This window comes from Streptomyces sp. NBC_01216 (assembly GCF_035994945.1).
GTDB lineage: Bacteria > Actinomycetota > Actinomycetes > Streptomycetales > Streptomycetaceae > Streptomyces.
Genome location: NZ_CP108677.1, coordinates 5,342,663 through 5,365,405, shown reverse-complemented (window position 1 = coordinate 5,365,405; position 22,743 = coordinate 5,342,663). Strand labels below are relative to the sequence as shown.

Genomic DNA, 22,743 nt, shown 5'->3' with positions numbered 1-22,743 from the left:
CCCCGGCTACGCCGTCAGGCGGATGCGCGCCGCGATGGGCAGGTGGTCGCTCTCGGTCTCCGGCAGGGTCCAGGAGGACACCGGCTCCACACCCTTCACCATGATCTGGTCGATCCGTGCCATCGGGAACGAGGCGGGCCAGCTGAAGCCGAAGCCGTCGCCGGACGCACCCTGCGTGGAGCGCAGCTGCGAGGTGACGGCGTTGAGCGAGCGGTCGTTCATGGTGCCGTTGAGATCGCCGAGGAGGACGATCCTGCGGTGCGGGTCGCCCGCGATGGCCTCACCCAGGGCGTCGGCGCTCTTGTCGCGCTGGTTGGCGGTGAAGCCGGCGTTCAGCTTGACCCGTACGGACGGCAGGTGAGCGACGTACACGGCCACCTCGCCCTGGGGCGTCGTGACGGTGGAGCGCATCGCCCGCGTCCAGCCGAGCCGGATATCGACGTCGCGCGTGTCGCGCATCGGGAACTTGCTCCACAGGCCGACGGTGCCCTGCACGGAGTGGTACGGGTAGGTGCCGGACAGGCCCCGCTCGTAGATCGGGACCATCTCGCTCTTGAGTTCCTCCAGGGCGACCACGTCGGCGCCGGACTCGGCGATCCGGCGGGCGGTTCCCCCGGGGTCGGGGTTGTCGGCGTTCACGTTGTGGGTGGCGACGGTGAGGTCCCCGCCGCCGGCGGACTTGTCCGTGATCAGACCGCCGAAGAGGTTGAGCCAGACCACGGACGGCAGCAGAAGGGCGATCAGCGCGGTCGCCGAGCGCCGCAGCAGCGCGAGGACGAGCAGCACCGGCACGCAGAGGCCCAGCCACGGCAGGAAGGTCTCGGTGAGGCTGCCGAGGTTGCCGATGCGGTTGGGGATGTCGGAGTGGAGGACCATCAGCAGCGTCAACAGCACGGAGCACCCGGCCAGCAGGATCCCCCGGCGCCAGACGCCCGGTTCGCGGAGCCGGCGCCCGAGCACCGACCGGAACCGCGACCCGGAGCGCTCGCCCGTAGCGCCGCCGCTCCCGGTCTCCGTCATGTCCACCCGCGCCATCGCTCTGTCCTCACTGCCTTGCTCGGTGACCCGACGTCGACACTAGGTGATGACGGGTCCGTCGTACTGCCACGGGAGACGACAGCGGGGGCGCGGCGGGTTCCTGCAGGTGAAGGACGCGGAGAGGCTGTGACAGAACGCGCACATTCGTACGGATCGATCAGCTTCCGCGGCGTACGCCGTCCAGGACGGCGTCGACGACCCGCTCGGGCAGGCCGGGGTCCAGCGGGGCGCCGGGCCTGATGACGGTGCGCAGCAGCAGCGGCCCGACGAAGAGGTCGTTGAGGAGGCCGAGGTCGAGATCGGCCCGGATCTCGCCGGATTCCACGCCGCGCCGCAGGACGTCCAGACCGAGGCGCCGGCGCGGCTCGATCACGGTCGCGTGGTATGCCTCCCACAGCTTCGGGTAGTGCTGCATCTGCGAGAACACGTTGTGCAGCAGGGCGGAACTGCGCTTGGCGAGTCCGCGCCGTCGCAGCGATTCCAGGAGGGTGACGAGGTCGTCGCGGACGGATGTGCCGGGCAGGACGGGGTCGGGGGGTTCGACGGAGCGCAGGAGGTCGACGAAGAGTTCCTCCTTGCCCGCCCAACGCCGGTAGATGGTCGCCTTGCCGACTCCGGCGGTGCGGGCGATCTTCTCGATGGACAGGTCGGCGAGCGGCACGCCGGACTCCAGGAGCGAGGTCGCCGCGTCGAGGATCGCCTGGTCGGCGGCCTCGCTGCGGGGCCTGCCGCGACGCGCGGTCGCCGGGCCGCGCGGTCTCTCCGGGGTGCCGCCGTCTTCGAGGGACACGTCCGCTCCACCTTTCGCCGTCGGGCCGTCGGGCCGCCCGCTGTCACGTGTTCGATTCTCCCGCGCCCTTGGGGACAGCCCGGACGGGAGCCCCGGTTTCCGGCCACGGCCCGGGGCCGGACGGCGGTGACGGAGCGGGGTGCGGCGGAGGCGCGGGCCGGTTGTCGCTCCGCGCGGCGCGGGCCTCGCGGGGGGCTCCTACCCGGACATCGGCCCGGATCGCGGCACGGACGCCCGCCCGCCGGACTCGTCCGCCGCCTCCCGGCCGCTCGCACGGTCCCACTCCGGGTCGTCGGCCCCTCCGGGCGCGGCGGGCCCGGAGGGGCCTCCCGGCGCTCCGGCCGTCCGGCCGGGGAGGAAGGCGGCCACGACGACCGTGCCGATCAGCGCGACCGAGGCCGAGCCGACCGCCGTGACGTGCATGGCGTCCAGGAACGCTTCGTGCGCGGGGGCCGTCAGCGCCTTCCCCGCCGGGCCGAGCCGTGCGGCGACGCCGAGGGTGGCCTCGACCGACTCCCCCGCCTTCTCCCGCAGCTCCGGGGGCAGTCCGGCCAGATGTCCCTCGATCTCGCCCCGGTAGGTCGTGGACAGCACGGAGCCGAGCACCGCCACCCCGAGCGCGCCGCCGACCTGCCGGAAGGTGTTGTTGATGGCCGAGCCGGAGCCCGCCTTCTCCCGGGGCAGGGACTGCATCACCGCGACGGTCACCGGCGGCATGATGTGCGCCATTCCGACGCCCTGGGCGAAGAAGACCAGTTCCAGCAGCCACACCGGTGTGTCCGCGTCGAAGAAAGCGAAGGCGGCCAGGCCGACGCCGACGAGCAGCATGCCGGCGGCGCACGTCACCCGTGCGCCGAAGCGTTCGACGGCCAGCCGTGCCCGGGGGGAGAACACCAGCTGCGCGATCGCGATGGGCAGGATGAGCAGCCCCGCCTGCAGCGCGCTGTAGCCGCGCACGCTCTGCAGGTAGAAGGCGGAGAAGAAGGTGACGCCCATCAGGGCGAAGAAGACCAGCGCGATGGCGGCCACGGCCGCGGAGAACGCGGGCTTCCTGAAGTACGTGACGTCGATCGCCGGATGGTCGCTGCGCTTCTCGTGCAGCACGAACCCGACGAGGACCGCGAGGCCGGCGAGCAGCGGGGCGAGGACGGTGGGATCGGTGAAGTCCGCCAGTTCGCCGCCGCGGATGATCCCGTACACGAGGAGGACGAGTCCGAGGACGGACAGCAGCACGCCGGGAAGGTCGATCCGGCCGGGCACGGGGTCGCGGGAGTCCGGTACCAGCCAGGTCATGAGTACCAGGGCGAGGAGCACGACGGGCACGTTGACGAGGAAGATCGAGCCCCACCAGAAGTGTTCCAGCAGGATGCCGCCGGTGATGGGACCGATCGCGATGGCCACACCGACACTGCCGGCCCAGATGCCGATGGCCCGGGGCTGTTCCTCGCGTTCGAAGACGTTCATCAGGACGGCGAGGGTCGCGGGCATCACGAACGCCGCGCCGAGGCCCATCACGGCCCTGTAGGCGATGAGCTCTCCGGGCGATCCGGAGAACGCGGCGAGCGCGGAGCCCACACCGAACACGACGATGCCGCTGAGCAGGACCTTCTTCCGGCCGAGGCGGTCGCCCAGCAGGCCGGCGGTGAACAGCAGACCGGCGAACACGAGGGTGTAGGAGTTGATCGACCACTCCAGCGCGCTCTGGCTGGCGCCGATGCCGGTGGGCGCGGGGCTGGCGATCGTCTTGACGGCGACGTTCAGGATCGAGTTGTCGAGGACGACGATCAGCAGGCTGAGCGTCAGGACGCCGAGCACCACCCAGCGGCGGCGGTGGACTGCCTCGGGGACCCGGGGTGCCGAGGGTACGGCGGACGGCTGCGACATGGCCTCAGGCTAACCCAATTCCGATACGAGACCGTCTCGTATCGGATTCTTGGGCCGTACGCCGTGTGAAGAGCACCACTCCGGCGTACTTCCCCCACCGCCGCGCGAAGTGCCACCATGGACGTGATCCGGGGACGCCGTCAGGGCGCCTCGAGATGACGAAGGAGCCGTTCACCATGACGCTTCAGCCTGCCCCGAAGTCCCCCGACAGCAGCAAGGCGCTGTACGGAGGCACGGGCACGCGCCGCATCACCGTCCACGACATCGCCGCCGCCAGGACACGCGGCGAGAAGTGGCCCATGCTGACCGCCTACGACGCGATGACCGCGTCGGTCTTCGACGAGGCGGGCATCCCCGTCATCCTCGTCGGCGACTCGATGGGCAACTGCCACCTCGGCTACGAGACCACCGTGCCCGTCACGATGGACGAGATGACCCTGCTGTCCGCCGCCGTCGTCCGAGGCACCCGGCGGGCCCTCGTCGTCGGCGACCTTCCCTTCGGCTCATACCAGGAAGGGCCCGTGCAGGCCCTGCGCAACGCCACCCGGCTCGTCAAGGACGCGGGCGTCGGAGCGATCAAGCTGGAGGGCGGCGAGCGTTCGCTGCCGCAGACCGAGCTCCTGGTCCAGGCGGGCATCCCGGTCATGTCCCACCTCGGACTCACCCCGCAGTCCGTCAACACCATGGGCTACCGGGTGCAGGGCCGCAGCGACGAGGCCGCCCACCGGCTGCTGAGCGACGCCAAGGCCGCCCAGGACGCGGGCGCCTTCGCGGTCGTCCTGGAGCTCGTGCCGGCCGAGCTGGCCGCCGAGGTCACCCGGTCCCTGCACATCCCGACCATCGGTATCGGTGCCGGGCCGGACACCGACGCCCAGGTCCTCGTCTGGACCGACATGGCCGGCCTGACCGGCGGCAAGGTCCCGCGCTTCACCAAGCAGTACGCCGACCTCCGCCGGACGCTCGGCGAGGCCGCGCGCGCCTTCGCCGAGGACGTCTCCGGCGGGGCGTTCCCCGCCGAGGAGCACACCTTCCACTGACCATCGCGGCACGGACGACAGCCCGCCGATATCCCCCGTCGGCGGGCTGTCGGTGCGCCGGGACGCTGTCGGCGGCCTGTCGGAACCTTGTCGGTGGCGACTGGTGCACTGGGGACCATGACGCGATCACACACCCACGCCGTCGAGGTCCGGGGCCTCGTGAAGCACTACGGCGCGACGAAGGCCCTCGACGGGGTCGACCTCGATGTCCGCGAGGGCACGGTACTCGGGGTCCTCGGCCCCAACGGCGCCGGCAAGACCACCCTCGTACGCTGTCTGTCCACTCTGGTCGTGCCGGACGCCGGGACCGCCCGGGTCGCCGGCTACGACGTGGTGCGCCAGCCCCGCCAGCTGCGCCGCACCATCGGCCTCACCGGCCAGTACGCCTCCGTCGACGAGAAGCTCTCCGGCCGGGAGAACCTCTACATGATCGGGCGGCTGCTCGACCTCTCGCGCGCCGCCGCCCGGCGCCGCGCCGACGAGATGCTGGAACGCTTCTCCCTCACCGAGGCGGCCGGGAGACCGGCGATGAACTACTCCGGCGGAATGCGGCGCCGACTCGACCTGGCCGCCTCGATGATCGGGCAGCCGGCCGTCCTCTACCTCGACGAGCCCACGACGGGGCTCGACCCGCGCACCCGCAACGAGGTCTGGGACGAGGTCCAGCGGATGGTCTCCGAAGGGGTGACCGTCCTGCTCACCACCCAGTACATGGAGGAGGCCGAACAGCTCGCCCACGAACTCACGGTCGTCGACCGGGGCCGGGTCATCGCCGAGGGCAAGGTCGACGAACTCAAGGCCCGGGTCGGCGGACGGACCCTCAAGGTCCGCCCGGTGCGCGCCGCCGACCTGTCCGCCATGGCCGCGGCCCTGCGCGAGTCCGGCCTGGACGGCATCGCGGGCGCCACCGTCGTCCCCGACGAGGGCGTGCTGTACGTGCCGATCCTCAGCGACGAGCAACTGACGGCCGTCGTCGGCGTGATCGGCGCCCGCGGCTACGACATCGCCCACATCGGGACCCATCTGCCCAGCCTGGACGAGGTGTTCCTGGCCATCACGGGCGAGAAGGCAACCGCCTCCGACACCCTACCGAAGAGGGCTGCAGAAGGGATGGTCCTCTAATGAGCACCGCCACGACCGAGAAGCGCGCCGGGGCCCCCGCCGCCCTCCGCGACAGCGCGCCCACCGCTCCGGCCGAGGAGGGCCGGATCGGCCTGCGGGCCAACCTCCGCCACATCGGCGCCCTGGTCCGCCGCAACGCGCTGCAGATCAAGCAGGACCCGGAGTCGATGTTCGACGCGGTCCTGATGCCGGTCATCTTCGTCCTGCTGTTCGTGTACGTGTTCGGCGGCGCGATCTCCGGCAAGGGCAACAACGACGCCTACGTGAACTACGTGGTCCCCGGCCTGATGGCGATGATGGGCATGAACATCGCCATGGCCGTCGGCACCGGCATCAACGACGACTTCAAGAAGGGGGTGATGGACCGGTTCCGCACCATGCCGATCGCCCGGTCCTCCGTCCTCATCGCGAAGATCGTCGTCGAGGTCGGCCGCATGCTGATCGCCACCGCGATCCTGCTCGGCATGGGCTTCCTGCTGGGCCTGGAGATCAAGACCTCGGTCGTCGACCTGCTCGCCGCCATCGGCCTGTCGATGGTGTTCGGAGCCTCGCTGATGTGGATCTTCATCCTCCTCGGTCTCACCCTGAAGACCGCCCAGGCCGTCCAGGGCATGGCCATGATCGTCCTGATGCCGCTCCAGTTCGGCTCCTCGATCTTCGCCCCGCCGGACTCGATGCCGGGCTGGCTGAAGACCTTCACCGACTACAACCCGCTGTCCAACCTGGCCGACGCGGCCAGGAACCTGATCAACGGCGGTCCGGTCGCCCACTCGGTGTGGATGACCCTCGGCTGGGCGGTGGCGATCACGGCCGTCACGGCGCCGCTCGCGGTCGCCAGGTTCCGCAGGAAGACCTGATCCGTCCGGGGCCACGCCCCCGGAACCATCAGGACCCGCCACGCCCCGTGATCGCGTCGGCGCCGTCGAGCAGGGCGGTGGCCTCCTCCAGGGAGAGGCCACCGCCCTCGGCGTACGCGGCCTCGAACGCCTCGTCGCCGAGCGACGACCGGGTCAGCCGGGTGGCCGTCTCCAGGTTCTCCCGTTCCAGCGGCGCCAGCAGATGTCCGTCGGGGAGGAGTCCGGGCACCGCTCCGAGAAGCCGCGCCGCGCGCACCTCGTCGCCGCCGCCGAGACCGGCCAGCGCCCAGGCCGAGATGATCAGGTGGACCGCCGGCATCTGCGGGGCGACCATCATCGACAGCATGCCGCTCGCCCGCTCCAGGGCCTTCCGGGCGAGCGTCAGCGCGGAGCCGTACGCCCCGTCCAGGTTGTCCAGCCAGGCCAGACTGCCGAACGTGAACCCTTCGAAGATCGACAGGGTTTCCGAACCGACCTCCGCCAGGAGCGCGTGGAGCTGCTCGCGCGCCTCGGCCACCCGGCCGGTACGGCCCAGCAGGAGCGACAGGAAGATCCGGGCGGCGAGCATCGGCCCGTGCCCGTGCGACGCGGGACCGTCCGCCAGCACCTGCCGCAGGATCGCCTCGCCCTCCTCGGTCCGGCCGAGGGACACGAGCATGTCGGCGTACCGGGCCCGGAGCAGGGCCGTCTGGGCCTGGGCGCCGATCCGCTCGGCGTACCCGATGGCGGCGGCGAAGTCCTCGGCGGCCCCCTCGAACTCGCAGCGCCGCTCGCGGGCCTCCCCCCGGGCCGAGAGCGCCTCGGCCGCGCCCCACGCGTCCTCCAGCCGGACGAAGATCCTCAGGCTCTCGTCGGCGTCGGCACCCGCCCCGGCGGTCCAGACGGCGCGGTTGGCGAGCATGTTGGCACGCAGCTGGAGGACGTTGGCCAGCTCCCATTCGTAGCCGTGGGTCCGGCACGCCTCGACGGTGATGTCGAGCGCCTCGCGCATCCGGTCCGGCTCGCCGATGAGCATGACGGCGAAGACGGAGAACGAGCCGGGCAGCCGGCAGGTCTGCGGCAGACCGGGAGGATACGCACCGGTGATCAGCCGCAGCCGGGCGATGCCCTCGGGGGTGGTCCAGCGGCCGGTCTCGTGGTCCATGTTCAACAGCTCGGCGAGCCGGACGCCCCGGCGGGCCTCCCACAGCAGGTCCTCGTCGAACGGCGGCGGGGCGGCGGTGACGGCTTCGAGGAGGGGCACGACCGGCGGGGCGTCCGGACCGAAGGGGTCGGGGCCCAGGGCGGCGACGGCCTCGGACCAGTGCAGGGCGTCGGCGCGCAGATCGCACATCTGCCAGTACCAGACCAGGGCGTGGACGAGGCTGAGCGCCTCGTGCTCGTCCCGTGTGGCGACGGCGCGCCGCAGGGCGCTGCGCAGGTTCTCGTAGTCGAGCCGGAGACGGGCCATGGCGGCGACCTGCCCGCCGCCGCGGAGTTCGGGGTCGGTGGTGCGGGCGAGTTCGCGGTAGTACGTCAGATGGCGCCGCTCGGTCCGGTCGCGGTCACCGGCCTCGTCCAGCCGCTCGCCGGCGTACTCGGCGACCGTCTCCAACAGCCGGTAGCGCATCCTCCCGTCGTCCGCCGGAGCCGCGACGACAAGGGACTTGTCCACCAACCCGCCCAGCGCGCCGAGCACCCCGGCGGCCCGGCCCGGTTCCGCGCAGACGGCCTCCGCGGCCTCCAGCGCGCAGCCGCCGGCGAACACCGACAGGCGGCGCAGCACCGCCCGCTCGTCCTCGTCCAGCAGCTCCCACGACCAGTCGACGACCGCCCGCAGGGTCTGCTGCCTCGGCAGCACCGTCCGGGCCCCCGACGTCAGGAGGGCGAACCGGTCGTCCAGCCGCTCCGCGATCTGCCGCGGCGTCAGCAACCGCAGCCTCGCGGCGGCCAGTTCGATGGCCAGGGGCATTCCGTCCAGCCTGCGGCCGATCTCCGCGCACGCCTCCAGGTCCTCCGCGGGGTCGAAGCCGGGGCGGGCCGCCGCGCCCCGCTCCGCCAGCAGCCGCAGCGACTCCTCCCGGGGCAACGGCCCGATCGGGCGCACGAGTTCCCCTGGAATCCCGAGCGGTTCACGACTCGTCGCCAGTACCGACACACCCGGGCACCGTGCCAGCAACGCCTCCACCAGACCCGCCGCCGCCTCGATGACGTGCTCGCAGTTGTCCAGCAGCACCAGCAGGCGCCGCGAGCCGCAGTGTTCGACGAGACGTTCCAACGGGTCGTCGTTGCCCTTCGCGCGCAGTTCCTCGGCGCCGGCGCCGCGCAGCACCGTCTGGCGCGCCCCGACCGCCCCGAGAACGGCCTCGGCGACGGCCTCCGGGTCGGTGACCGGGGCCAGTTCGGCCATCCACACGCCGTCCGGCCAGGTGTCGGCCGCGGCGTCCGCGGCTTCCTGCGAGAGCCGGGTCTTGCCCGCGCCGCCGGGGCCGAGGAGCGTGACGAGCCGGGCGCCGCGCAATGCCTCGCGCAGCGCGGCGATGTCCTGCTCGCGCCCGACGAAGCTGGTGAGCCGGGCGCGGAGGTTGCCGACGGGGGGTGCGGAGGAGGGGCCGGCCGGGGGGCCCGCGGCGGCGACGGGTGCGGGGGCGGCCGGTCCCGTGCCCAGCAGCTCGGTGTGGAGGGCCCGCAGGGCGGCCGAGGGGTCCGCGCCGAGGTGTTCGGCCAGGTGCCGGCGGATGTCCTCGTACGCGTGCAACGCCTCAGCCGCCCGGCCGGTGTCCCGCAGGGCCCGGATGCGCAGGGCCTGGAGCGGCTCGTCGAGCGGGTGCTCCTCGCACAGCGCGGCGAGTCCGGGCAGGGCCTCCGCCGCCTGCCCCAGGGCGAGGGCGGCACCGAAGCGGGCGCGCCGGGCGTCCAGTCGGAGGGCTTCCCAGCGGGCGGCCTCCGCGGTGCGGTCCGGCAGGTCCGCGAGCGCGGGGCCGCGCCAGAGCGCGAGGGCCTCGTCGAGCAGCCGGGCGGCGCGCTCGGGGTCCGCGGCGCCCAGGGCCCGCGTGCCCTCCGCCGCGAGGCGCTCGAAGCGGTGGGCGTCCACATCCCCGGGGGCGCCGGCCAGCCGGTATCCGCCCGTCGCCGAGACGACGGCCTCGTGGCCGAGCGCTCGCCGGGCCCGCCCGACCAGGGCCTGCAGGGCGGCGGCCCCGTCGGCGGGCGGTGCCCCGTCCCAGACCTCGTCGACGAGGACGCCGGCCGGGACCGTGCGGCCGGCCCGCAGCGCGAGCACGGTCAGCAGGGCCCGCAGGCGGGGACCGCCGACGGGGACGGGGGTGCCGTCGGGGCGGTGGGCCAGGGTGGGGCCGAGGACGGAGTAGCGCACAGGGCCTATTCTCCGTGAGCCGGGGGCCTTCGCCGGAACTCGCCCCCGGCCCGGCACGTTTTCCGCACACCACCGTCCCCCTGGGAGTCGCATCGATGTCCACGGTCACCACCCGCAGCCACGAACGCAGGATCAGCCCGGTGTTCCTGGCGATCCTCGCCGTCATGGCGGTCACCGGCTGGGCCGTGTGGACGGGATTCGCCACGTCCCCCGGACTCGCCGTCTTCCTCTTCGTGACCTCGGCGTGGGTCGTCTCGCTGTGCCTGCACGAGTACGCGCACGCCCGCACGGCCCTGCACAGCGGGGACATCACGATCGGCGCGAAGGGCTATCTCACCCTCAACCCGCTCGCCTACACGCACACCATGCTCAGTGTCGTGCTGCCGGTGCTCTTCGTGATCATGGGAGGTATCGGCCTGCCGGGTGGTGCGGTCTTCATCGAGCACGGCCGGATCCGGGGGCGCTGGAAGCACAGCCTGATCTCGGCGGCGGGACCATTGGCCAACGTCCTCTTCGCGCTCGTGTGCACCGCGCCCTTCTGGCTGCACGCCCTCGACGGCGTGCCGTTCCCGTTCCGCTTCGCGCTCGCTTTCCTGGCGTTCCTCCAGGTGACGGCGGCCCTGCTGAACCTGCTTCCGGTGCCGGGCCTCGACGGGTACGGGGTGATCGAGCCGTGGCTGTCGTACCGGGTGAAGCGGCAGATCGAGCCGTACGCGCCGTACGGCTTCTTCATCGTGATCGCGCTGCTCTTCGTGCCGGTGGTCAACAGCGCGTTCTTCGACGTGATCGACGCGCTGATGCGCTCGCTCGGGGTGCCGGAGGTGTACCGCTACTGCGGTCTGGAGCTGTTCCGCTTCTGGGAGGGGGCGCCGGAGCTCTGCCGGGTCGGCTGAGCTTCAGAGCCTGTCGGGTGGCCTTCGATCGACAGGCTCTGAGGCGTACCCCGGGCCACCGGCGTCACACCCGGGAGGTGCCGGCGTCAGACCTGGGAGGTGCCGGCGTTCTCGGCCTTGGCGCGGCGGATGTAGTACCAGGCCATGTTCGAGGAGAGACCGGCGAGGAGTACCCAGATCACACCGAGGAAGCTGCCCTGGACGAAGGAGACGACGGCCGCGGCCACGGCGAGGGCGCAGACGGCGAGGGCGTAGAGAGCGAGGCGGGGCATGGGGGTCGGCTCCTGTCGGGTACGGCTGAGGGTGCCCGTCCAGTGTCCCCCATGCCCGGGTCCGGGCCCGCCCCGGGCGCGCGCCCGGGGCAGGGGTGACGCGCCGGACCGGGGCGGGCGCTCAGAGCCTGTCGGGTGGCATCCGACAGGGCGGTCCCAGGCCACCCGACAGCAGGAAGCGAAGCTCAGACGTCGGTGACGCGCAGGCCGGCGTGGGCCTTGTAGCGGCGGTTGACCGAGATCAGGTTGGCGACGAGTGACTCGACCTGGTGGGCGTTGCGCAGCCGGCCCGCGAAGACACCACGCATGCCGGGGATCCGGCCGGCGAGCGCCTGCACGATCTCGACGTCGGCGCGCTCCTCGCCGAGGACCATCACGTCCGTGTCGATCGCGTCGATCGCGGTGTCCTGGAGCAGGACGGCGGACAGGTGGTGGAAGGCCGCGGTGACCCGGGAGTGGGGCAGCAGGGCGGCTGCCTGCTCGGCGGCGGACCCTTCCTCGGGCTTCAGGGCGTAGGCGCCCTTCTTGTCGAAACCGAGCGGGTTGACGCAGTCGACGACGAGCTTGCCGGCCAGCTCGTCACGCAGCGACTCGAGGGTCTTGGCGTGGCCGTCCCACGGCACGGCCACGATCACGACGTCGCTGCGGCGGGCGCACTCGGCGTTGTCGGCGCCCTCGACGCCGAGACCGATCCCGTCGGCGGCGGCGCCCGCGCGGTCGGCGGCCCGGGAGCCGATGATCACCTTCTGGCCGGCCTGGGCGAGCCGGTAGGCGAGGCCGCGGCCCTGGTCGCCGGTCCCGCCGAGGACGCCGACGACGAGGCCGGAGACGTCGGGAAGGTCCCAGGGGTCCTTGGGCGCGGGGGCGGGGGCGGAGGTGTCGGAAGTCATGGCCTCGACATTACTGGCCGGTCGCGCCGGGAGGCGCCCCGTACGGGTGGATCGCGTGGAACCGGCGGCGGTACGGGGGCCGAGGGGGCAGGATGCGGCGTCATGGATGCCGTACGCGTCGCGCTGCTGAGGGAAGTGCTGGCCGGTACCACGTGGCCCGGGGAGGCCCGCCGCTTCGCGGGCGCCCTGCGGGCCTCCGTCGTCCCCCGCGGCGGGGGGCTGCTGCTGGTGGGGACGGCGGGGTACGAACCCTGGCACCTGGCCGCCCATCTGGTGGACGAGGCGGCCTGGTCGGGACGGCCGGAGCTGGTCCCGACGCTGGTGCGGCACCGGACGCGTCCCGGGGACCCGGGGCACCTGGCGGTCTCCCTGGGGCGGCTGGACTCGGCGGGGCGCGGGGCGACCCTGCTGGTGGTGGCCGCGGAACGGCCCGACGCGGAGCTCCTGGAGCGGGTGCACGGCGTCCGCCGGGCGGGGGCCACGGTACTCGCCCTGGACCGTGGCGTTCCGGAGGTGCGCGGTCTGGCGCACCAGTCACTGACGGTGGACGCCGAGGCGCAGGTCGACCTGGACACCGTCCAGCACCTGGTGAGCGCGGCGGCCGGGGAGAACGACCTGCCGCACCCGCGCGGCCGGCGCCGGTTCCGCGACCGGCTCGCCCGGCTGGCCGATCAGCTGACGGCGCCTCCGCCGGAGCCCTGGTAGCGGGGCGGGCGAACCGGCGCGCTCGCCGACGCCGTCGACCGGCGCGAGCTGATCATCCGCACCGAGGCCGGGCTCGGGTTCCTCGCCCTCGTCCACGTCCTGTTCGTGAACCGCGGCCGCCGGAGTCCCGCGGACGAGTCCGGCGTGGGACGGCGCTCCGTCCTCAGTCCGGTGTCTCGTCGCTCCGGGGGGCGTCGGACGCCGGGGCGTCGTGCCACTTCGGGTCGGTCTCCCACTCCAGATTGCGTTCCCGCGCCGTATCCATCGCGTGGGACGCCTCCTCACGGGAGGCATAGGGCCCGAAGCGGTTCCTGGCCGGGCACTCCGGCCCCTCCTCGACCTTCTTGTGCTCCAGGCAGTAGTACCATTCGCCCGGTTTGCCCGCCGTGCGCTTCTTGAACAGGGCCATCGTCGGCTCCTTCCTCTGACGCCATGCTGCCCCAGACGCGGTCGTTAGACTCGCTGGCATGTCTGGCCAGTCGCTTCTCGTGCCCGGGGAACTCTCCCCCCACCGCTCCGTTCCGGGAGCCATCCGTCGTCCCGAGTACGTCGGAAAGCCCGCCCCCACCCCGTACACGGGGCCTGAGGTGCAGGACTCCGACACCATCGAACGGATGCGGATCGCCGGCCGCATCGCGGCGCAGGCCATGGAGGAGGCCGCCCGTCACATCGCGCCCGGTGTGACGACGGACGAGCTGGACCGGGTCGCCCACGAGTTCATGTGCGACCACGGCGCGTACCCCTCCACCCTCGGCTACCGCGGGTTCCCGAAGTCGCTGTGCTCCTCGGTCAACGAGGTCATCTGCCACGGCATCCCGGACTCCACCCTGCTCCGGGACGGCGACATCGTGAACCTCGACGTCACCGCGTACATCCACGGCGTCCACGGCGACAACAACGCCACCTACCTCTGCGGCGACGTGGACGAGGAGTCGCGTCTGCTGGTCGAGCGGACCCGCGAGTCCCTGAACCGCGCCGTCAAGGCCGTGAAGCCGGGCCGTCAGATCAACATCATCGGGCGGGTCATCGAGTCGTACGCCAAGCGCTTCGGCTACGGCGTGGTGCGCGACTTCACCGGCCACGGCATCAACTCGTCCTTCCACTCCGGCCTGATCATCCCGCACTACGACTCCCCGCACGCCACCACCGTCATCCAGCCGGGCATGACCTTCACCATCGAGCCGATGCTGACGCTGGGCACCCACGAGTACGACCTCTGGGAGGACGGCTGGACGGTCGTGACCAAGGACCGGAAGCGGACCGCGCAGTTCGAGCACACCCTCGTCGTGACCGACACCGGGGCCGAAATCCTCACGTTGCCCTGACGCCGCCGCCGGGTAGCGTTCTTACCGACAGGACGTCGGGAACAGGCCGGGCCGGGAACGTCCGAGCGGCACGGGCCAGCGGGTTCCCGTCCCATCGGCAAGGTCCCCGGAGGCACGCCTTGGACACGCCCTTCTCGACGCTCATCCGCACGGCCTCGCACCAGCAGCACACCGAGGCCGAGACGTCGGCGTTCATGAGCGATCTCCTCGGCGGACGCCTCACGGTGGACGCCTACGCGCGGTACACGGAGCAGCTCTGGTATGTGTACCGCGCGCTGGAGGAGGGCGCCGAGGCCCTACGGGACGACCCGGTCGCGGGGCCGTTCGTGCGGCCGGAGCTCTTCCGTACGGCCTCGCTGGAGAGCGACCTGACGCACCTGCGGGGCCCCCGCTGGCGCGACGGGCTCTCCTCGCTGCCCGCGACGGCGGCCTACGCGGAGCGGGTCGCGCGGTGTGCGCGCGAGTGGCCCGCCGGTTACGTGGCGCACCACTACACCCGCTATCTCGGCGATCTCTCCGGCGGGCAGATCATCCGCGACAGGGCAGAACGCACCTGGGGCTTCGCGCGCAAGGGCGCCGGTGTCCGGTTCTACGTCTTCGACGGGATCGCGAACCCGGCGGCCTTCAAACGCGGCTACCGGGAGCTGCTCGACGACGTGAACGCCGACGACCTGGAGAAGCAGCGGATCGTCGACGAGTGCAAGCTCGCCTTCGAGCTGAACGGCGCGGTGTTCCGCGAGCTGGCCGGCGAGTTCCCGCTGAGCGCGTAGGCGGCGGGCACCGCCCCGGGCGCGCCGCCCGGTTCAGCGCACGGCCGGCAGGGTGCGTTCCAGCCGGACCCGTCCGCCGAGTTCGATCACCCCGTCGGGGCCGGGTGCCGTCAGGATCTGCGAGCCCCGGCCCTGCGTGATGTTCAGGGCCCGGCCGAGTTCGGCCGTCAGCAGCAGTGCCGCCGCGCCGGTGGCCTCGTCCTCGTCGACGCCGTCCCCGCGCCCCGGGAAGGCCCGCGCCCGGACGCGGCCGGCCGCCTCGTCCTCCCAGGCCCAGGCATAGATCCACTCCCCCGGTCCTGGCACCTCCAGCGCTTCGACCTCGGCGGCCGAGGCGTACCGCCGCAGGGTGCGCGGCGGGGCCCACTCGGCGCGGGCCTCGATCCAGGTGAACTCCCCGTCGCCGCGCACCCATACCTCGCCGGCGGGCGGGCAGACGACCTCCAGATCGAGCAGCCAGGCCGCACCGACCACCGGATGGCCCGCGAACGGCAGCCGGACCCCGGGCGTGTAGATGTCGAGGACGCCCCGCTCGGGGTCGTCCACGAAGACCGTCTCGCTGAGGCCGAGTTCCTTGGCCAGCGCCTGGCGGGACGCCTCGTCCGGGTGGGCACGGCCCTCGCGTACGACGCCGAGGGCGTTGCCGTACCGGCCGTCCGCCGCGCAGAAGACGCGCAGGACGTCGATGTCGGTGGCGCTGCGCACGATGTCAGTCACGGTCGTGTTCATGCCGGAATTGAAACATCCAGCCATCCCGGTGCGCGGGACCACCCGGAATCCGCCCGCTCCGGGCGCGCCCGTCCGCTGCCTGGGCCCCGGCGGCCGGATCCGGGTCCGGCGGTACGACGAGGCCGCCGGGGAGGAACCCGCGTGGTACCGAAACGAACACGGCCGCCGCCCGACAAAAGCCCCGAACCGGATGACTTTACGTTCACTTGACCTGCCCCTGACTTTCCCTTGGAGATACCGTGACCCCGCCGTGTCCGCCGCCCGGCGCGTGAGAGCTGAATCACTGGACGCGGGGGCATGACTCAGGTAAGCCTCGGTTAAGTTAGGTCCGCCTCACCGCCGGACTGTCCCGTCTCCGGCCCCTCGTCCCCCTCTGGAGTCGTCTTATGCGAGCCGTCCGTCTCTCCGTCGTCACCGCCGCCGCGACCGCGGCCGCTCTGACCGCCGTCACGGGCTGCACCGAGAAAAGCGACGCCAAGGACGGCGACGCCGTCAAGGTCATCGCCAAGGACGACTCCTGCACGGTGTCCCAGAAGGAGTTCCCGGCCGGGCACGTGAAGCTCGCCGTGGAGAACCAGGGCTCCAAGGTCACCGAGGTCTACGTCCTCTACCCGGACGGCCGGATCGTCACCGAGCGCGAGAACATCGGCCCGTCCACCAAGGCGAACATCACCGCCGAGATCAAGGCCGGCGACTACTCGATCGTCTGCAAGCCGGGCATGAAGGGCGCGGGCATCAGCCAGCAGGTCACCGTCACCGGTGGTGCCGAGGCGTCCACGCGTTCCCCCGAGATGGACGCCGCCGTCGCCGCCTACCGCCAGTACGTGCAGGCGCAGGCGGAGGCGACGCTGCCGAAGGTGAAGGTCTTCACCGACGCGGTCCGCGCCGGCGACGTCGAGGCCGCGAAGAAGGCGTACGCCGACTCCCGCATCGGCTGGGAGCGCACCGAGCCGGTCGCCGAGTCCTTCGGCGACATCGACCCGAAGGTCGACGTCCGCGAGGACGGCCTCGAGGAGGGCCAGGACCCGGCGAAGGACTGGACCGGCTGGCACCGTCTGGAGAAGGCGCTCTGGCAGGACAAGACGATCGGCGCCCGTGAGAAGGAACTCGCGGACCTCCTCGACAAGGACCTCGCGGACTGGGTGAAGCGGATCGGCCAGGCCGACATCACGCCCACCTCGATGGCCAACGGCGCCAAGGAGCTCCTGGACGAGGTCGCCAGCGGCAAGGTCACCGGTGAGGAGGAGCGTTACTCCCACACCGACCTGGTCGACTTCAAGGCGAACGTCGAGGGCGCCCAGAAGTCCTACGAGCTGCTCAAGCCGGTCGCCACGAAGAACGACCCGAAGCTCGTCGCCGAGCTGGACAAGCAGTTCGCGGCGCTGAACACGCTGCTGGACACGTACCGGGCCGACCAGAGCACCTACGTCTTCACCTCGTACGAGAAGGTCGGCAAGGAGGAGCGCAAGGAGCTCTCGGACGGCGTCAACGCGCTGGCCGAACCGCTCTCCAAGCTTGCCGCCGCGGTCGTGAAGTAAGAGGGGGACCCTACGATGACCGACACCCACGACACCCAGGACGCACCCGAGGCCGCGGCCGCGCCGGCGACCTCGCGGCGCACCCTGCTCGGCTGGGGAGGTGCCGGGCTCGCGCTCGGCGCCGCCGCGGCCGGCGGCGCCGTCGCTCTGGCCCGCGGCGGGGACACCGCCGTTCCCGTCGCCGACAGCGGAGGCGCCATCCCGTTCCACGGCGCCCACCAGGCCGGCATCGCCACCCCCGTCCAGGACCGGCTGCACTTCGCGTCCTTCGACGTGAAGACGACGGACCGGGCGGAGCTTGTCCAGCTCCTCAAGGACTGGACGCGGGCAGCCGAGCGCATGACGGCGGGTCACGAGGTCGGCGAGGGAGCCTACGGCGGTCTGCCGGAGGCACCGCCGGACGACACCGGCGAGGCCCTCGGCCTCAAGCCGAGTCGGCTCACCCTCACCATCGGCTTCGGCCCCTCCTTGTTCGACGGACGCTTCGGCCTGAAGGACCGGCGGCCCGGCGCCCTGGTCGACCTGCCGAAGTTCCCCGGCGACAACCTGGACGCGGCCCGCAGCGGCGGCGACCTGTGCGTGCAGGCATGTGCGGACGACCCGCAGATCGCCGTGCACGCGATCCGCAACCTGGCCCGCATCGGCTTCGGCAAGGTCGCGGTCCGCTGGTCGCAGCTGGGCTTCGGCAAGACGTCCTCGACGACTCCCGAGGCACAGACCCCGCGCAACATGATGGGCTTCAAGGACGGCACCCGGAACATCGCGGGCACCGACAACGCCGCGCTCGACAAGCACGTGTGGGCCGCCGGGAAGGACGGTGCCGCCTGGATGGCGGGCGGCTCCTACCTGGTGGCACGCCGGATCCGGATGAACATCGAGACCTGGGACCGCACGTCGCTCCTGGAGCAGGAGGACATCTTCGGCCGCGACAAGGCCGAGGGCGCCCCGGTCGGCAAGGCCAAGGAACACGACGAGCCGTTCCTGAAGGCGATGAAGCCGGAGGCGCACGTCCGGCTCGCGCACCCGGACACCAACGACGGGGCGACGATCCTGCGCCGCGGCTACTCCTTCACCGACGGCACGGACGGTCTCGGCCGCCTCGACGCGGGCCTGTTCTTCCTCGCGTACCAGCGTGACGTCCGCAAGGGCTTCATCCCGGTCCAGACGTCGCTGGCCCGCGCCGACGGTCTCAACGAGTACATCCAGCACGTGGGTTCGGCGCTCTTCGCGGTCCCGCCGGGAGTCCGGGACAAGGACGACTGGTGGGGCCGGGAACTGTTCTCGTAGCGGCCACCACCGACAGGCGTTACCGAAAGGAGCCGACGTGTTCGGCAACTACCTGATCGGCCTCCGGGAAGGGCTGGAGGCCAGCCTGGTCGTCTGCATCCTCATCGCGTACCTGGTGAAAACGGACCGCCGCGACGCGCTGAAGGCGATCTGGATCGGCATCTCCGTGGCGGTCGGCCTCGCCCTGGCCTTCGGCTTCGCCCTCGAGTACGGCTCGCAGGAGCTGACGTTCGAGGCGCAGGAGCTGCTGGGCGGCTCGCTGTCCATCCTCGCGGTGTGCCTGGTGACCTGGATGGTCTTCTGGATGCGGCGGACGGCGCGGCACCTCAAGAAGGAGCTGCACGGCAAGCTGGACACGGCGCTCAGCATGGGGACCGGGGCACTGGTGGCCACCGCGTTCCTGGCCGTCGGCCGGGAGGGCCTGGAGACGGCGCTGTTCGTGTGGGCGTCCGTACGGGCCTCGCAGGACGGCACGTCGGGCCCGCTGCTCGGGGTGCTGCTCGGCATCGCGACGGCGGTGGTCCTGGGCTGGCTGTTCTACCGCGGCGCGCTGAAGATCAACCTGGCACGGTTCTTCACCTGGACCGGCGGCATGCTGGTCGTGGTCGCGGCGGGTGTGCTCGCCTACGGCGTGCACGACCTCCAGGAGGCACGCTTCCTCGGGGGCCTCGCGAACAAGGCCTTCGACGTCTCGGAGACCATCCCTCCGGACAGCTGGTACGGCACGCTGCTCAAGGGCGTCTTCAACTTCCAGCCGGACCCGACGGTCCTTCAGGTCACGGTGTGGGCGCTCTATCTGATCCCGACACTCGTCCTGTTCCTGGCCCCGGTAGGGTCGGGTTCGTCCGTGCGGGTGAAGGGGCAGAGGGCGACCGATGAGAAGGCTGAGGCGGCCGGCGAGGGCGCTCGTGGCGACGGCGGCGGCGACCGTACTGGCGCTGACGGCGAGCGGCTGCGTGACGGTGCACGGCGAGCTGGAGCTGCTGCCGGCGGCGACGAAGACTGAGGCCCGACAGGCCCTCGACGACTTCGTCGCCGCCTACAACGAGGGCGACAAGGCGAACGACCCGGCCCGCACCGCGGGCCGGGTCACCGGTCCGCTCGGGGCGATCAACCAGGCCGGCCTGACGTCGCGTTCGGTCACCAGCCCGAACGGCAACCCGAAGCACGTCCCGCTGGAACTGTCGGACGCGCGGTTCCTGCTGCCGAGGAAGGCGGGGTGGCCGCGCTGGTTCGTCGCGGACACCGACTCGAACCGGGACGTCGACCAGGGGCCCGGCGACAACCGCTGGCTGCTGGTGTTCGTGCGCAACGGCGCCACCCAGCTGTGGGAGGTCGCCTATCTGACGATCCTCACCCCGGACGAGGTGCCGGACTTCGCCACCGACGACGCCGGATACGCGGTTCCCGTCGCCGCGGACTCCCCCGGGCTCGTGGTCGCCCCGCGGGAGCTCGGCAAGGAGTACGTCTCCTACCTCCGGACGGGCACCCCGGGGCCGTTCGCGGCGGGACCGCACACCTCGCAGTGGCGGGCCCAGCGGGAGAAGTCGGCGAAGCGCGTCGGGCTCGCCACGCAGTACATCGACGAGGCCACCGACACCGGGGACTTCGCACCGCTGGGGCTCGAGACGCGGGAGGGCGGGGCGCTGGTCTTCTTCGCGACGAGGTATTTCGAGCGGCAGACCGCGGCGCAGGGATACCGGCCGAAGGTGGGCGCGGACGTGAAGGCACTGCTGACCGGCGAGATCAAGAGCTCGGTCACCAAGACGTGGATATCCAGCCAGGCGGTGCTCGTGAAGCCGGCGGGCACTCGGCAGAAGGACGGGGTCACGGTCGCGGGCCGTCTCCAGGGCGTGACGGCGGCGGAAGGCTCGTAGTCCCGGTTCCCTCCGGGGCTCCTCGCGTACCCGGCCGGGCGAAACCCCGGTGGCGGCCACGGCGTCGGGTCCCGGCGGTCCCGTGGGCGGCGCCCCACCCGCGCCGCGCCCGCTCGACGGCCCGAGACAGACCGGCCCGGCGGCCTCCCGCCTCCGCGCACCGGACCGCTCAACGACTCAACGACTCAACGACTCAACGACTCAACGACTCAACGACTCAACGACTCAACGGCCAGGCGACCTCGTGTCCCGCCTGCTGCTCCTCGCGTGCGGCGGCGTGCCTGGCGCAGGCGTCGGTGAGCGTCTCCAGCAGGTTCAGCGGGTCGGGCAGGGCGTGCTCGGGACCGTGGAGCCAGGACACGGCCGGCTGCTGCTCCTCGTCGCCGATGAGCCGGGCCGGCGGCACGAGGACGTAGCTGCCCCGGCAGTGCCAGCGCAGCCCCGGGTGCTCGTCCATGGTCTCCGGGTGACAGTCAAGTTCGCAGGGCCACCACTCGTCCTCGTCCTCGGGGGTGCCCCGGGTGGCGGTGAAGAACAGCATCCGGCCGCCGCCGCCCGCGCTCGGAGCGGACGCGGCGACGGGGCCGACCTCGACCCCCTCGGCGACGAGCCGCTCCAGGGCGGCACGACCGGCCTCCAGGGGAACGTCGAGGACGTCGTGGACCATGCCGGTGGCGGTGACGAAGTTGGCCTCGGGCTCGCCCCGGACCCATCGCTCGATCTGGGCGCGGTCGGTGGTCGCCTGGGTCTGCCAGGCGAAGGACACCGGATGGCGGGCGGGCGTGGGGCAGCCGATGCGCTCGCAGGAGCACCGGTACCCGACGGGGTAGGCGGCGGGAGCGAGGGGCATCCCCGCGGCGGCGACGGCCAGGAGCAGCTTCTCGCGGTCGTCCCCGTCGGCGGCGGCGGCACGCCGGGGGCGCCTGCGCAGCCACTGTGCGAGCCTGCCCTCCGTGCCGCGGTAGCGGTCGTTGCCGTCGCCCATCTATCCCCTCACACCTCGTACCCGCCCGTTCGAGCTCTGCCCATGGTCCCACCATCCTGCGCTCCGGGTGACCGGACTGCCCAACCGGGGTGGGCGGCTCCTCTCCGCCAGGCCGGACGGGGCCGGGCCGGCGGGGTGGTGCCGGGTGCCGCACGCGCCCGGCGAGCGGTGCCGGAGCGGGCGGGCGCGACAATGGGACACGTGCAACCGCCGCGCGCGCGGCAGGCCGAGCGGTGTCGCGGAGCGGTCCGCGGCCTCCCGAGCGCCGGGATGTGGCGGACGTCTCGCCGCGCCGACGGCCGCGCGGGGCGCGGCGGTACGATGCCGGCGGCACCGATATTCAGCCGAACCACCCGAACGGTTCACTGCGCGGACGCCGGGGAGGGCGGACCATGGGGACCGTCCGATCCGACATCCGTGAGGAGCCCTCATTGCGCCCAACTCCGCGCGAGGCTTCGCCCCGCCGTTACCTGATGTGCCCACCCACGCACTTCTCGGTGACGTATTCCATCAACCCCTGGATGGACCCCACGAAACCGGTCGACCCGCCGCTGGCCCTCGCCCAGTGGGAAGACCTGCGCGACCGCTACCGCTCGCTCGGCCACACCGTCGAGCTGCTCGACCCCCGGCCGGGACTCCCCGACATGGTCTTCGCCGCGAACGGCGCGACCGTGGTCGGCGGCCGGGTGCTCGGCGCGAGGTTCGCCCACCCCGAGCGTACGGACGAGGCGGCGGCGCACCGGGAATGGTTCCGCGGGAACGGTTACCCGGATCTTCGGGTGCCGGAGCACGTGAACGAGGGCGAGGGCGATTTCGCCGTGACCTCGTCCTGGCTCCTGGCCGGACGGGGCTTCCGCTCCAGCACGCTCGCACACGACGAGGCCCAGGAGTTCTTCGGCCGCCCGGTGATCGGCCTCGATCTGCTGGACCCGCGCTACTACCACCTGGACACCGCGCTGTGCGTGCTGGACGACGCCCGCGACGAGGTCATGTACTACCCCGGCGCCTTCTCCCCCGGAAGCCGGAGGGTTCTGGCCCGACTCTTCCCCGACGCCCTGCTGGCCACCGAGCGCGACGCCGGGGCGCTCGGCCTGAACGCCGTCAGTGACGGCCTGCACGTACTGCTGCCCCAGGCCGCGGTGGGCTTGTTCGACCCGCTGCGGGACCGGGGCTTCGAGCCGATGGGCATGGACCTGTCGGAACTCCTCAAGGGCGGCGGCAGCGTCAAGTGCTGCACCCAGGAGCTGCGGACGGCCTGAGTCTCCGCACCCGCCCTGCCCCCGGTGGGCGTCCCACCCCCCGGGGGTCCTCCCGTGTGGCGTCCCGGAGGCCGCGCCTCCGGGATCACGCCTCCGCCGGCCTGTCGCGGTCGCCGCTTCCGCCGACGCG

General features: G+C 72.3%; 21 protein-coding genes. 12 read left to right on the top strand and 9 right to left on the bottom strand.

Annotation, left to right across the window (positions count from 1 at the left end):
* Positions 1-6 precede the first annotated feature (6 nt).
* The 3 genes from OG393_RS24055 to OG393_RS24045 all read right to left on the bottom strand — a co-directional run bounded on the left by OG393_RS24055 (position 7) and on the right by OG393_RS24045 (position 3,712).
* A complete protein-coding gene (locus OG393_RS24055; RefSeq protein ID WP_327376767.1) occupies positions 7-1,035 on the bottom strand; it encodes an endonuclease/exonuclease/phosphatase family protein in 1,029 nt (342 codons plus the stop codon).
* A 160-nt stretch (positions 1,036-1,195) separates the two neighbouring features.
* Positions 1,196-1,828, bottom strand: coding sequence for a TetR/AcrR family transcriptional regulator (locus OG393_RS24050; RefSeq protein ID WP_327376766.1), 633 nt, complete (start codon positions 1,826-1,828; stop codon positions 1,196-1,198).
* Between the two features lie 198 nt (positions 1,829-2,026).
* Positions 2,027-3,712 carry an MFS transporter gene (locus OG393_RS24045; RefSeq protein ID WP_327376765.1) on the bottom strand — a complete coding sequence of 562 codons (1,686 nt, stop codon included), beginning with the start codon at positions 3,710-3,712 and terminating at the stop codon, positions 2,027-2,029.
* Between the two features lie 176 nt (positions 3,713-3,888).
* Here OG393_RS24045 and panB point away from each other — a divergent pair, with 176 nt between their 5' ends.
* The 3 genes from panB (at position 3,889) to OG393_RS24030 (ending at position 6,728) form a co-directional block, all read left to right on the top strand.
* Positions 3,889-4,749, top strand: coding sequence for a 3-methyl-2-oxobutanoate hydroxymethyltransferase (gene panB, locus OG393_RS24040; RefSeq protein ID WP_327376764.1), 861 nt, complete (start codon positions 3,889-3,891; stop codon positions 4,747-4,749).
* A 117-nt stretch (positions 4,750-4,866) separates the two neighbouring features.
* A complete protein-coding gene (locus OG393_RS24035; protein ID WP_327376763.1) occupies positions 4,867-5,871 on the top strand; it encodes an ATP-binding cassette domain-containing protein in 1,005 nt (334 codons plus the stop codon).
* The gene (locus OG393_RS24030) at positions 5,871-6,728 is read left to right on the top strand and encodes an ABC transporter permease (RefSeq protein WP_327376762.1); all 858 of its coding nucleotides are present in this window, start codon (positions 5,871-5,873) and stop codon (positions 6,726-6,728) included. The genes OG393_RS24035 and OG393_RS24030 overlap by 1 nt, the downstream gene beginning before the upstream one ends.
* Positions 6,729-6,756: 28 nt before the next feature.
* Here OG393_RS24030 and OG393_RS24025 read toward each other — a convergent pair whose 3' ends face one another.
* Entirely contained in the window at positions 6,757-10,083 is a 3,327-nt protein-coding gene (locus OG393_RS24025) for an ATP-binding protein (RefSeq protein WP_327376761.1), read from the bottom strand.
* A 95-nt stretch (positions 10,084-10,178) separates the two neighbouring features.
* Between OG393_RS24025 and OG393_RS24020 the strand changes: the two genes are divergently transcribed.
* The gene (locus OG393_RS24020; protein ID WP_327376760.1) at positions 10,179-10,976 is read left to right on the top strand and encodes a site-2 protease family protein; all 798 of its coding nucleotides are present in this window, start codon (positions 10,179-10,181) and stop codon (positions 10,974-10,976) included.
* A gap of 86 nt (positions 10,977-11,062) precedes the next feature.
* Here the strand turns inward: OG393_RS24020 and OG393_RS24015 are convergent, their stop codons facing one another.
* Positions 11,063-11,248 (bottom strand): hypothetical protein, encoded by a 186-nt coding sequence (locus tag OG393_RS24015; protein WP_327376759.1) that lies wholly within the window; start codon positions 11,246-11,248, stop codon positions 11,063-11,065.
* A gap of 185 nt (positions 11,249-11,433) precedes the next feature.
* Entirely contained in the window at positions 11,434-12,138 is a 705-nt protein-coding gene (gene npdG / locus OG393_RS24010) for an NADPH-dependent F420 reductase (RefSeq protein WP_327376758.1), read from the bottom strand.
* A 102-nt stretch (positions 12,139-12,240) separates the two neighbouring features.
* On the opposite strand from npdG, the gene OG393_RS24005 reads away from it, so the two are divergent.
* Positions 12,241-12,843, top strand: a complete 603-nt coding sequence (locus tag OG393_RS24005) for a hypothetical protein (RefSeq protein WP_327376756.1) — start codon at positions 12,241-12,243, stop codon at positions 12,841-12,843.
* Between the two features lie 163 nt (positions 12,844-13,006).
* On the opposite strand, the gene OG393_RS24000 is transcribed toward OG393_RS24005, so the two are convergent.
* Entirely contained in the window at positions 13,007-13,252 is a 246-nt protein-coding gene (locus tag OG393_RS24000; protein ID WP_327376755.1) for a hypothetical protein, read from the bottom strand.
* 58 nt (positions 13,253-13,310) lie between these two features.
* Between OG393_RS24000 and map the strand changes: the two genes are divergently transcribed.
* Positions 13,311-14,168 carry a type I methionyl aminopeptidase gene (map, locus tag OG393_RS23995; protein WP_327376754.1) on the top strand — a complete coding sequence of 286 codons (858 nt, stop codon included), beginning with the start codon at positions 13,311-13,313 and terminating at the stop codon, positions 14,166-14,168.
* Positions 14,169-14,287: 119 nt separating this feature from the next.
* Positions 14,288-14,938, top strand: a complete 651-nt coding sequence (locus OG393_RS23990) for a biliverdin-producing heme oxygenase (RefSeq protein ID WP_327376753.1) — start codon at positions 14,288-14,290, stop codon at positions 14,936-14,938.
* 33 nt (positions 14,939-14,971) lie between these two features.
* Here the strand turns inward: OG393_RS23990 and OG393_RS23985 are convergent, their stop codons facing one another.
* Entirely contained in the window at positions 14,972-15,667 is a 696-nt protein-coding gene (locus OG393_RS23985; protein WP_327376752.1) for a PhzF family phenazine biosynthesis protein, read from the bottom strand.
* Positions 15,668-16,053: 386 nt separating this feature from the next.
* Here OG393_RS23985 and efeO point away from each other — a divergent pair, with 386 nt between their 5' ends.
* From efeO to OG393_RS23965, 4 genes are read left to right on the top strand one after another with little or no spacing between them, the layout of a single operon-like run.
* Entirely contained in the window at positions 16,054-17,205 is a 1,152-nt protein-coding gene (gene efeO / locus OG393_RS23980; RefSeq protein WP_327376751.1) for an iron uptake system protein EfeO, read from the top strand.
* A gap of 15 nt (positions 17,206-17,220) precedes the next feature.
* Complete coding sequence (gene efeB / locus OG393_RS23975; RefSeq protein ID WP_327376750.1) at positions 17,221-18,492, top strand: iron uptake transporter deferrochelatase/peroxidase subunit; 1,272 nt, start codon at positions 17,221-17,223, stop codon at positions 18,490-18,492.
* A gap of 37 nt (positions 18,493-18,529) precedes the next feature.
* Positions 18,530-19,498 carry an iron uptake transporter permease EfeU gene (gene efeU / locus OG393_RS23970; protein ID WP_327376749.1) on the top strand — a complete coding sequence of 323 codons (969 nt, stop codon included), beginning with the start codon at positions 18,530-18,532 and terminating at the stop codon, positions 19,496-19,498.
* The gene (locus OG393_RS23965) at positions 19,449-20,369 is read left to right on the top strand and encodes a hypothetical protein (RefSeq protein WP_327376748.1); all 921 of its coding nucleotides are present in this window, start codon (positions 19,449-19,451) and stop codon (positions 20,367-20,369) included. Before efeU ends, OG393_RS23965 begins: the two co-directional genes overlap by 50 nt.
* 217 nt (positions 20,370-20,586) lie before the next feature.
* Here the strand turns inward: OG393_RS23965 and OG393_RS23960 are convergent, their stop codons facing one another.
* Complete coding sequence (locus OG393_RS23960) at positions 20,587-21,354, bottom strand: bifunctional DNA primase/polymerase (RefSeq protein WP_327376747.1); 768 nt, start codon at positions 21,352-21,354, stop codon at positions 20,587-20,589.
* 392 nt (positions 21,355-21,746) lie between these two features.
* On the opposite strand from OG393_RS23960, the gene ddaH reads away from it, so the two are divergent.
* Complete coding sequence (ddaH, locus tag OG393_RS23955) at positions 21,747-22,613, top strand: dimethylargininase (RefSeq protein WP_442817354.1); 867 nt, start codon at positions 21,747-21,749, stop codon at positions 22,611-22,613.
* Positions 22,614-22,743: the final 130 nt, after the last annotated feature.

What these genes read in the sequence shown, in the direction of transcription:
- OG393_RS24055 (WP_327376767.1), bottom strand. Translation starts at nt 1,035, where the DNA reads ATGGCGCGGGTGGACATGACGGAGACCGGGAGCGGCGGCGCTACGGGC.
- OG393_RS24045 (WP_327376765.1), bottom strand. Translation starts at nt 3,712, where the DNA reads ATGTCGCAGCCGTCCGCCGTACCCTCGGCACCCCGGGTCCCCGAGGCA.
- panB (WP_327376764.1), top strand. Translation starts at nt 3,889, where the DNA reads ATGACGCTTCAGCCTGCCCCGAAGTCCCCCGACAGCAGCAAGGCGCTG.
- OG393_RS24035 (WP_327376763.1), top strand. Translation starts at nt 4,867, where the DNA reads ATGACGCGATCACACACCCACGCCGTCGAGGTCCGGGGCCTCGTGAAG.
- OG393_RS24030 (WP_327376762.1), top strand. Translation starts at nt 5,871, where the DNA reads ATGAGCACCGCCACGACCGAGAAGCGCGCCGGGGCCCCCGCCGCCCTC.
- OG393_RS24020 (WP_327376760.1), top strand. Translation starts at nt 10,179, where the DNA reads ATGTCCACGGTCACCACCCGCAGCCACGAACGCAGGATCAGCCCGGTG.
- OG393_RS24015 (WP_327376759.1), bottom strand. Translation starts at nt 11,248, where the DNA reads ATGCCCCGCCTCGCTCTCTACGCCCTCGCCGTCTGCGCCCTCGCCGTG.
- npdG (WP_327376758.1), bottom strand. Translation starts at nt 12,138, where the DNA reads ATGACTTCCGACACCTCCGCCCCCGCCCCCGCGCCCAAGGACCCCTGG.
- OG393_RS24005 (WP_327376756.1), top strand. Translation starts at nt 12,241, where the DNA reads ATGGATGCCGTACGCGTCGCGCTGCTGAGGGAAGTGCTGGCCGGTACC.
- OG393_RS24000 (WP_327376755.1), bottom strand. Translation starts at nt 13,252, where the DNA reads ATGGCCCTGTTCAAGAAGCGCACGGCGGGCAAACCGGGCGAATGGTAC.
- map (WP_327376754.1), top strand. Translation starts at nt 13,311, where the DNA reads ATGTCTGGCCAGTCGCTTCTCGTGCCCGGGGAACTCTCCCCCCACCGC.
- OG393_RS23985 (WP_327376752.1), bottom strand. Translation starts at nt 15,667, where the DNA reads ATGAACACGACCGTGACTGACATCGTGCGCAGCGCCACCGACATCGAC.
- efeO (WP_327376751.1), top strand. Translation starts at nt 16,054, where the DNA reads ATGCGAGCCGTCCGTCTCTCCGTCGTCACCGCCGCCGCGACCGCGGCC.
- efeB (WP_327376750.1), top strand. Translation starts at nt 17,221, where the DNA reads ATGACCGACACCCACGACACCCAGGACGCACCCGAGGCCGCGGCCGCG.
- OG393_RS23960 (WP_327376747.1), bottom strand. Translation starts at nt 21,354, where the DNA reads ATGGGCGACGGCAACGACCGCTACCGCGGCACGGAGGGCAGGCTCGCA.
- ddaH (WP_442817354.1), top strand. Translation starts at nt 21,747, where the DNA reads ATGGGGACCGTCCGATCCGACATCCGTGAGGAGCCCTCATTGCGCCCA.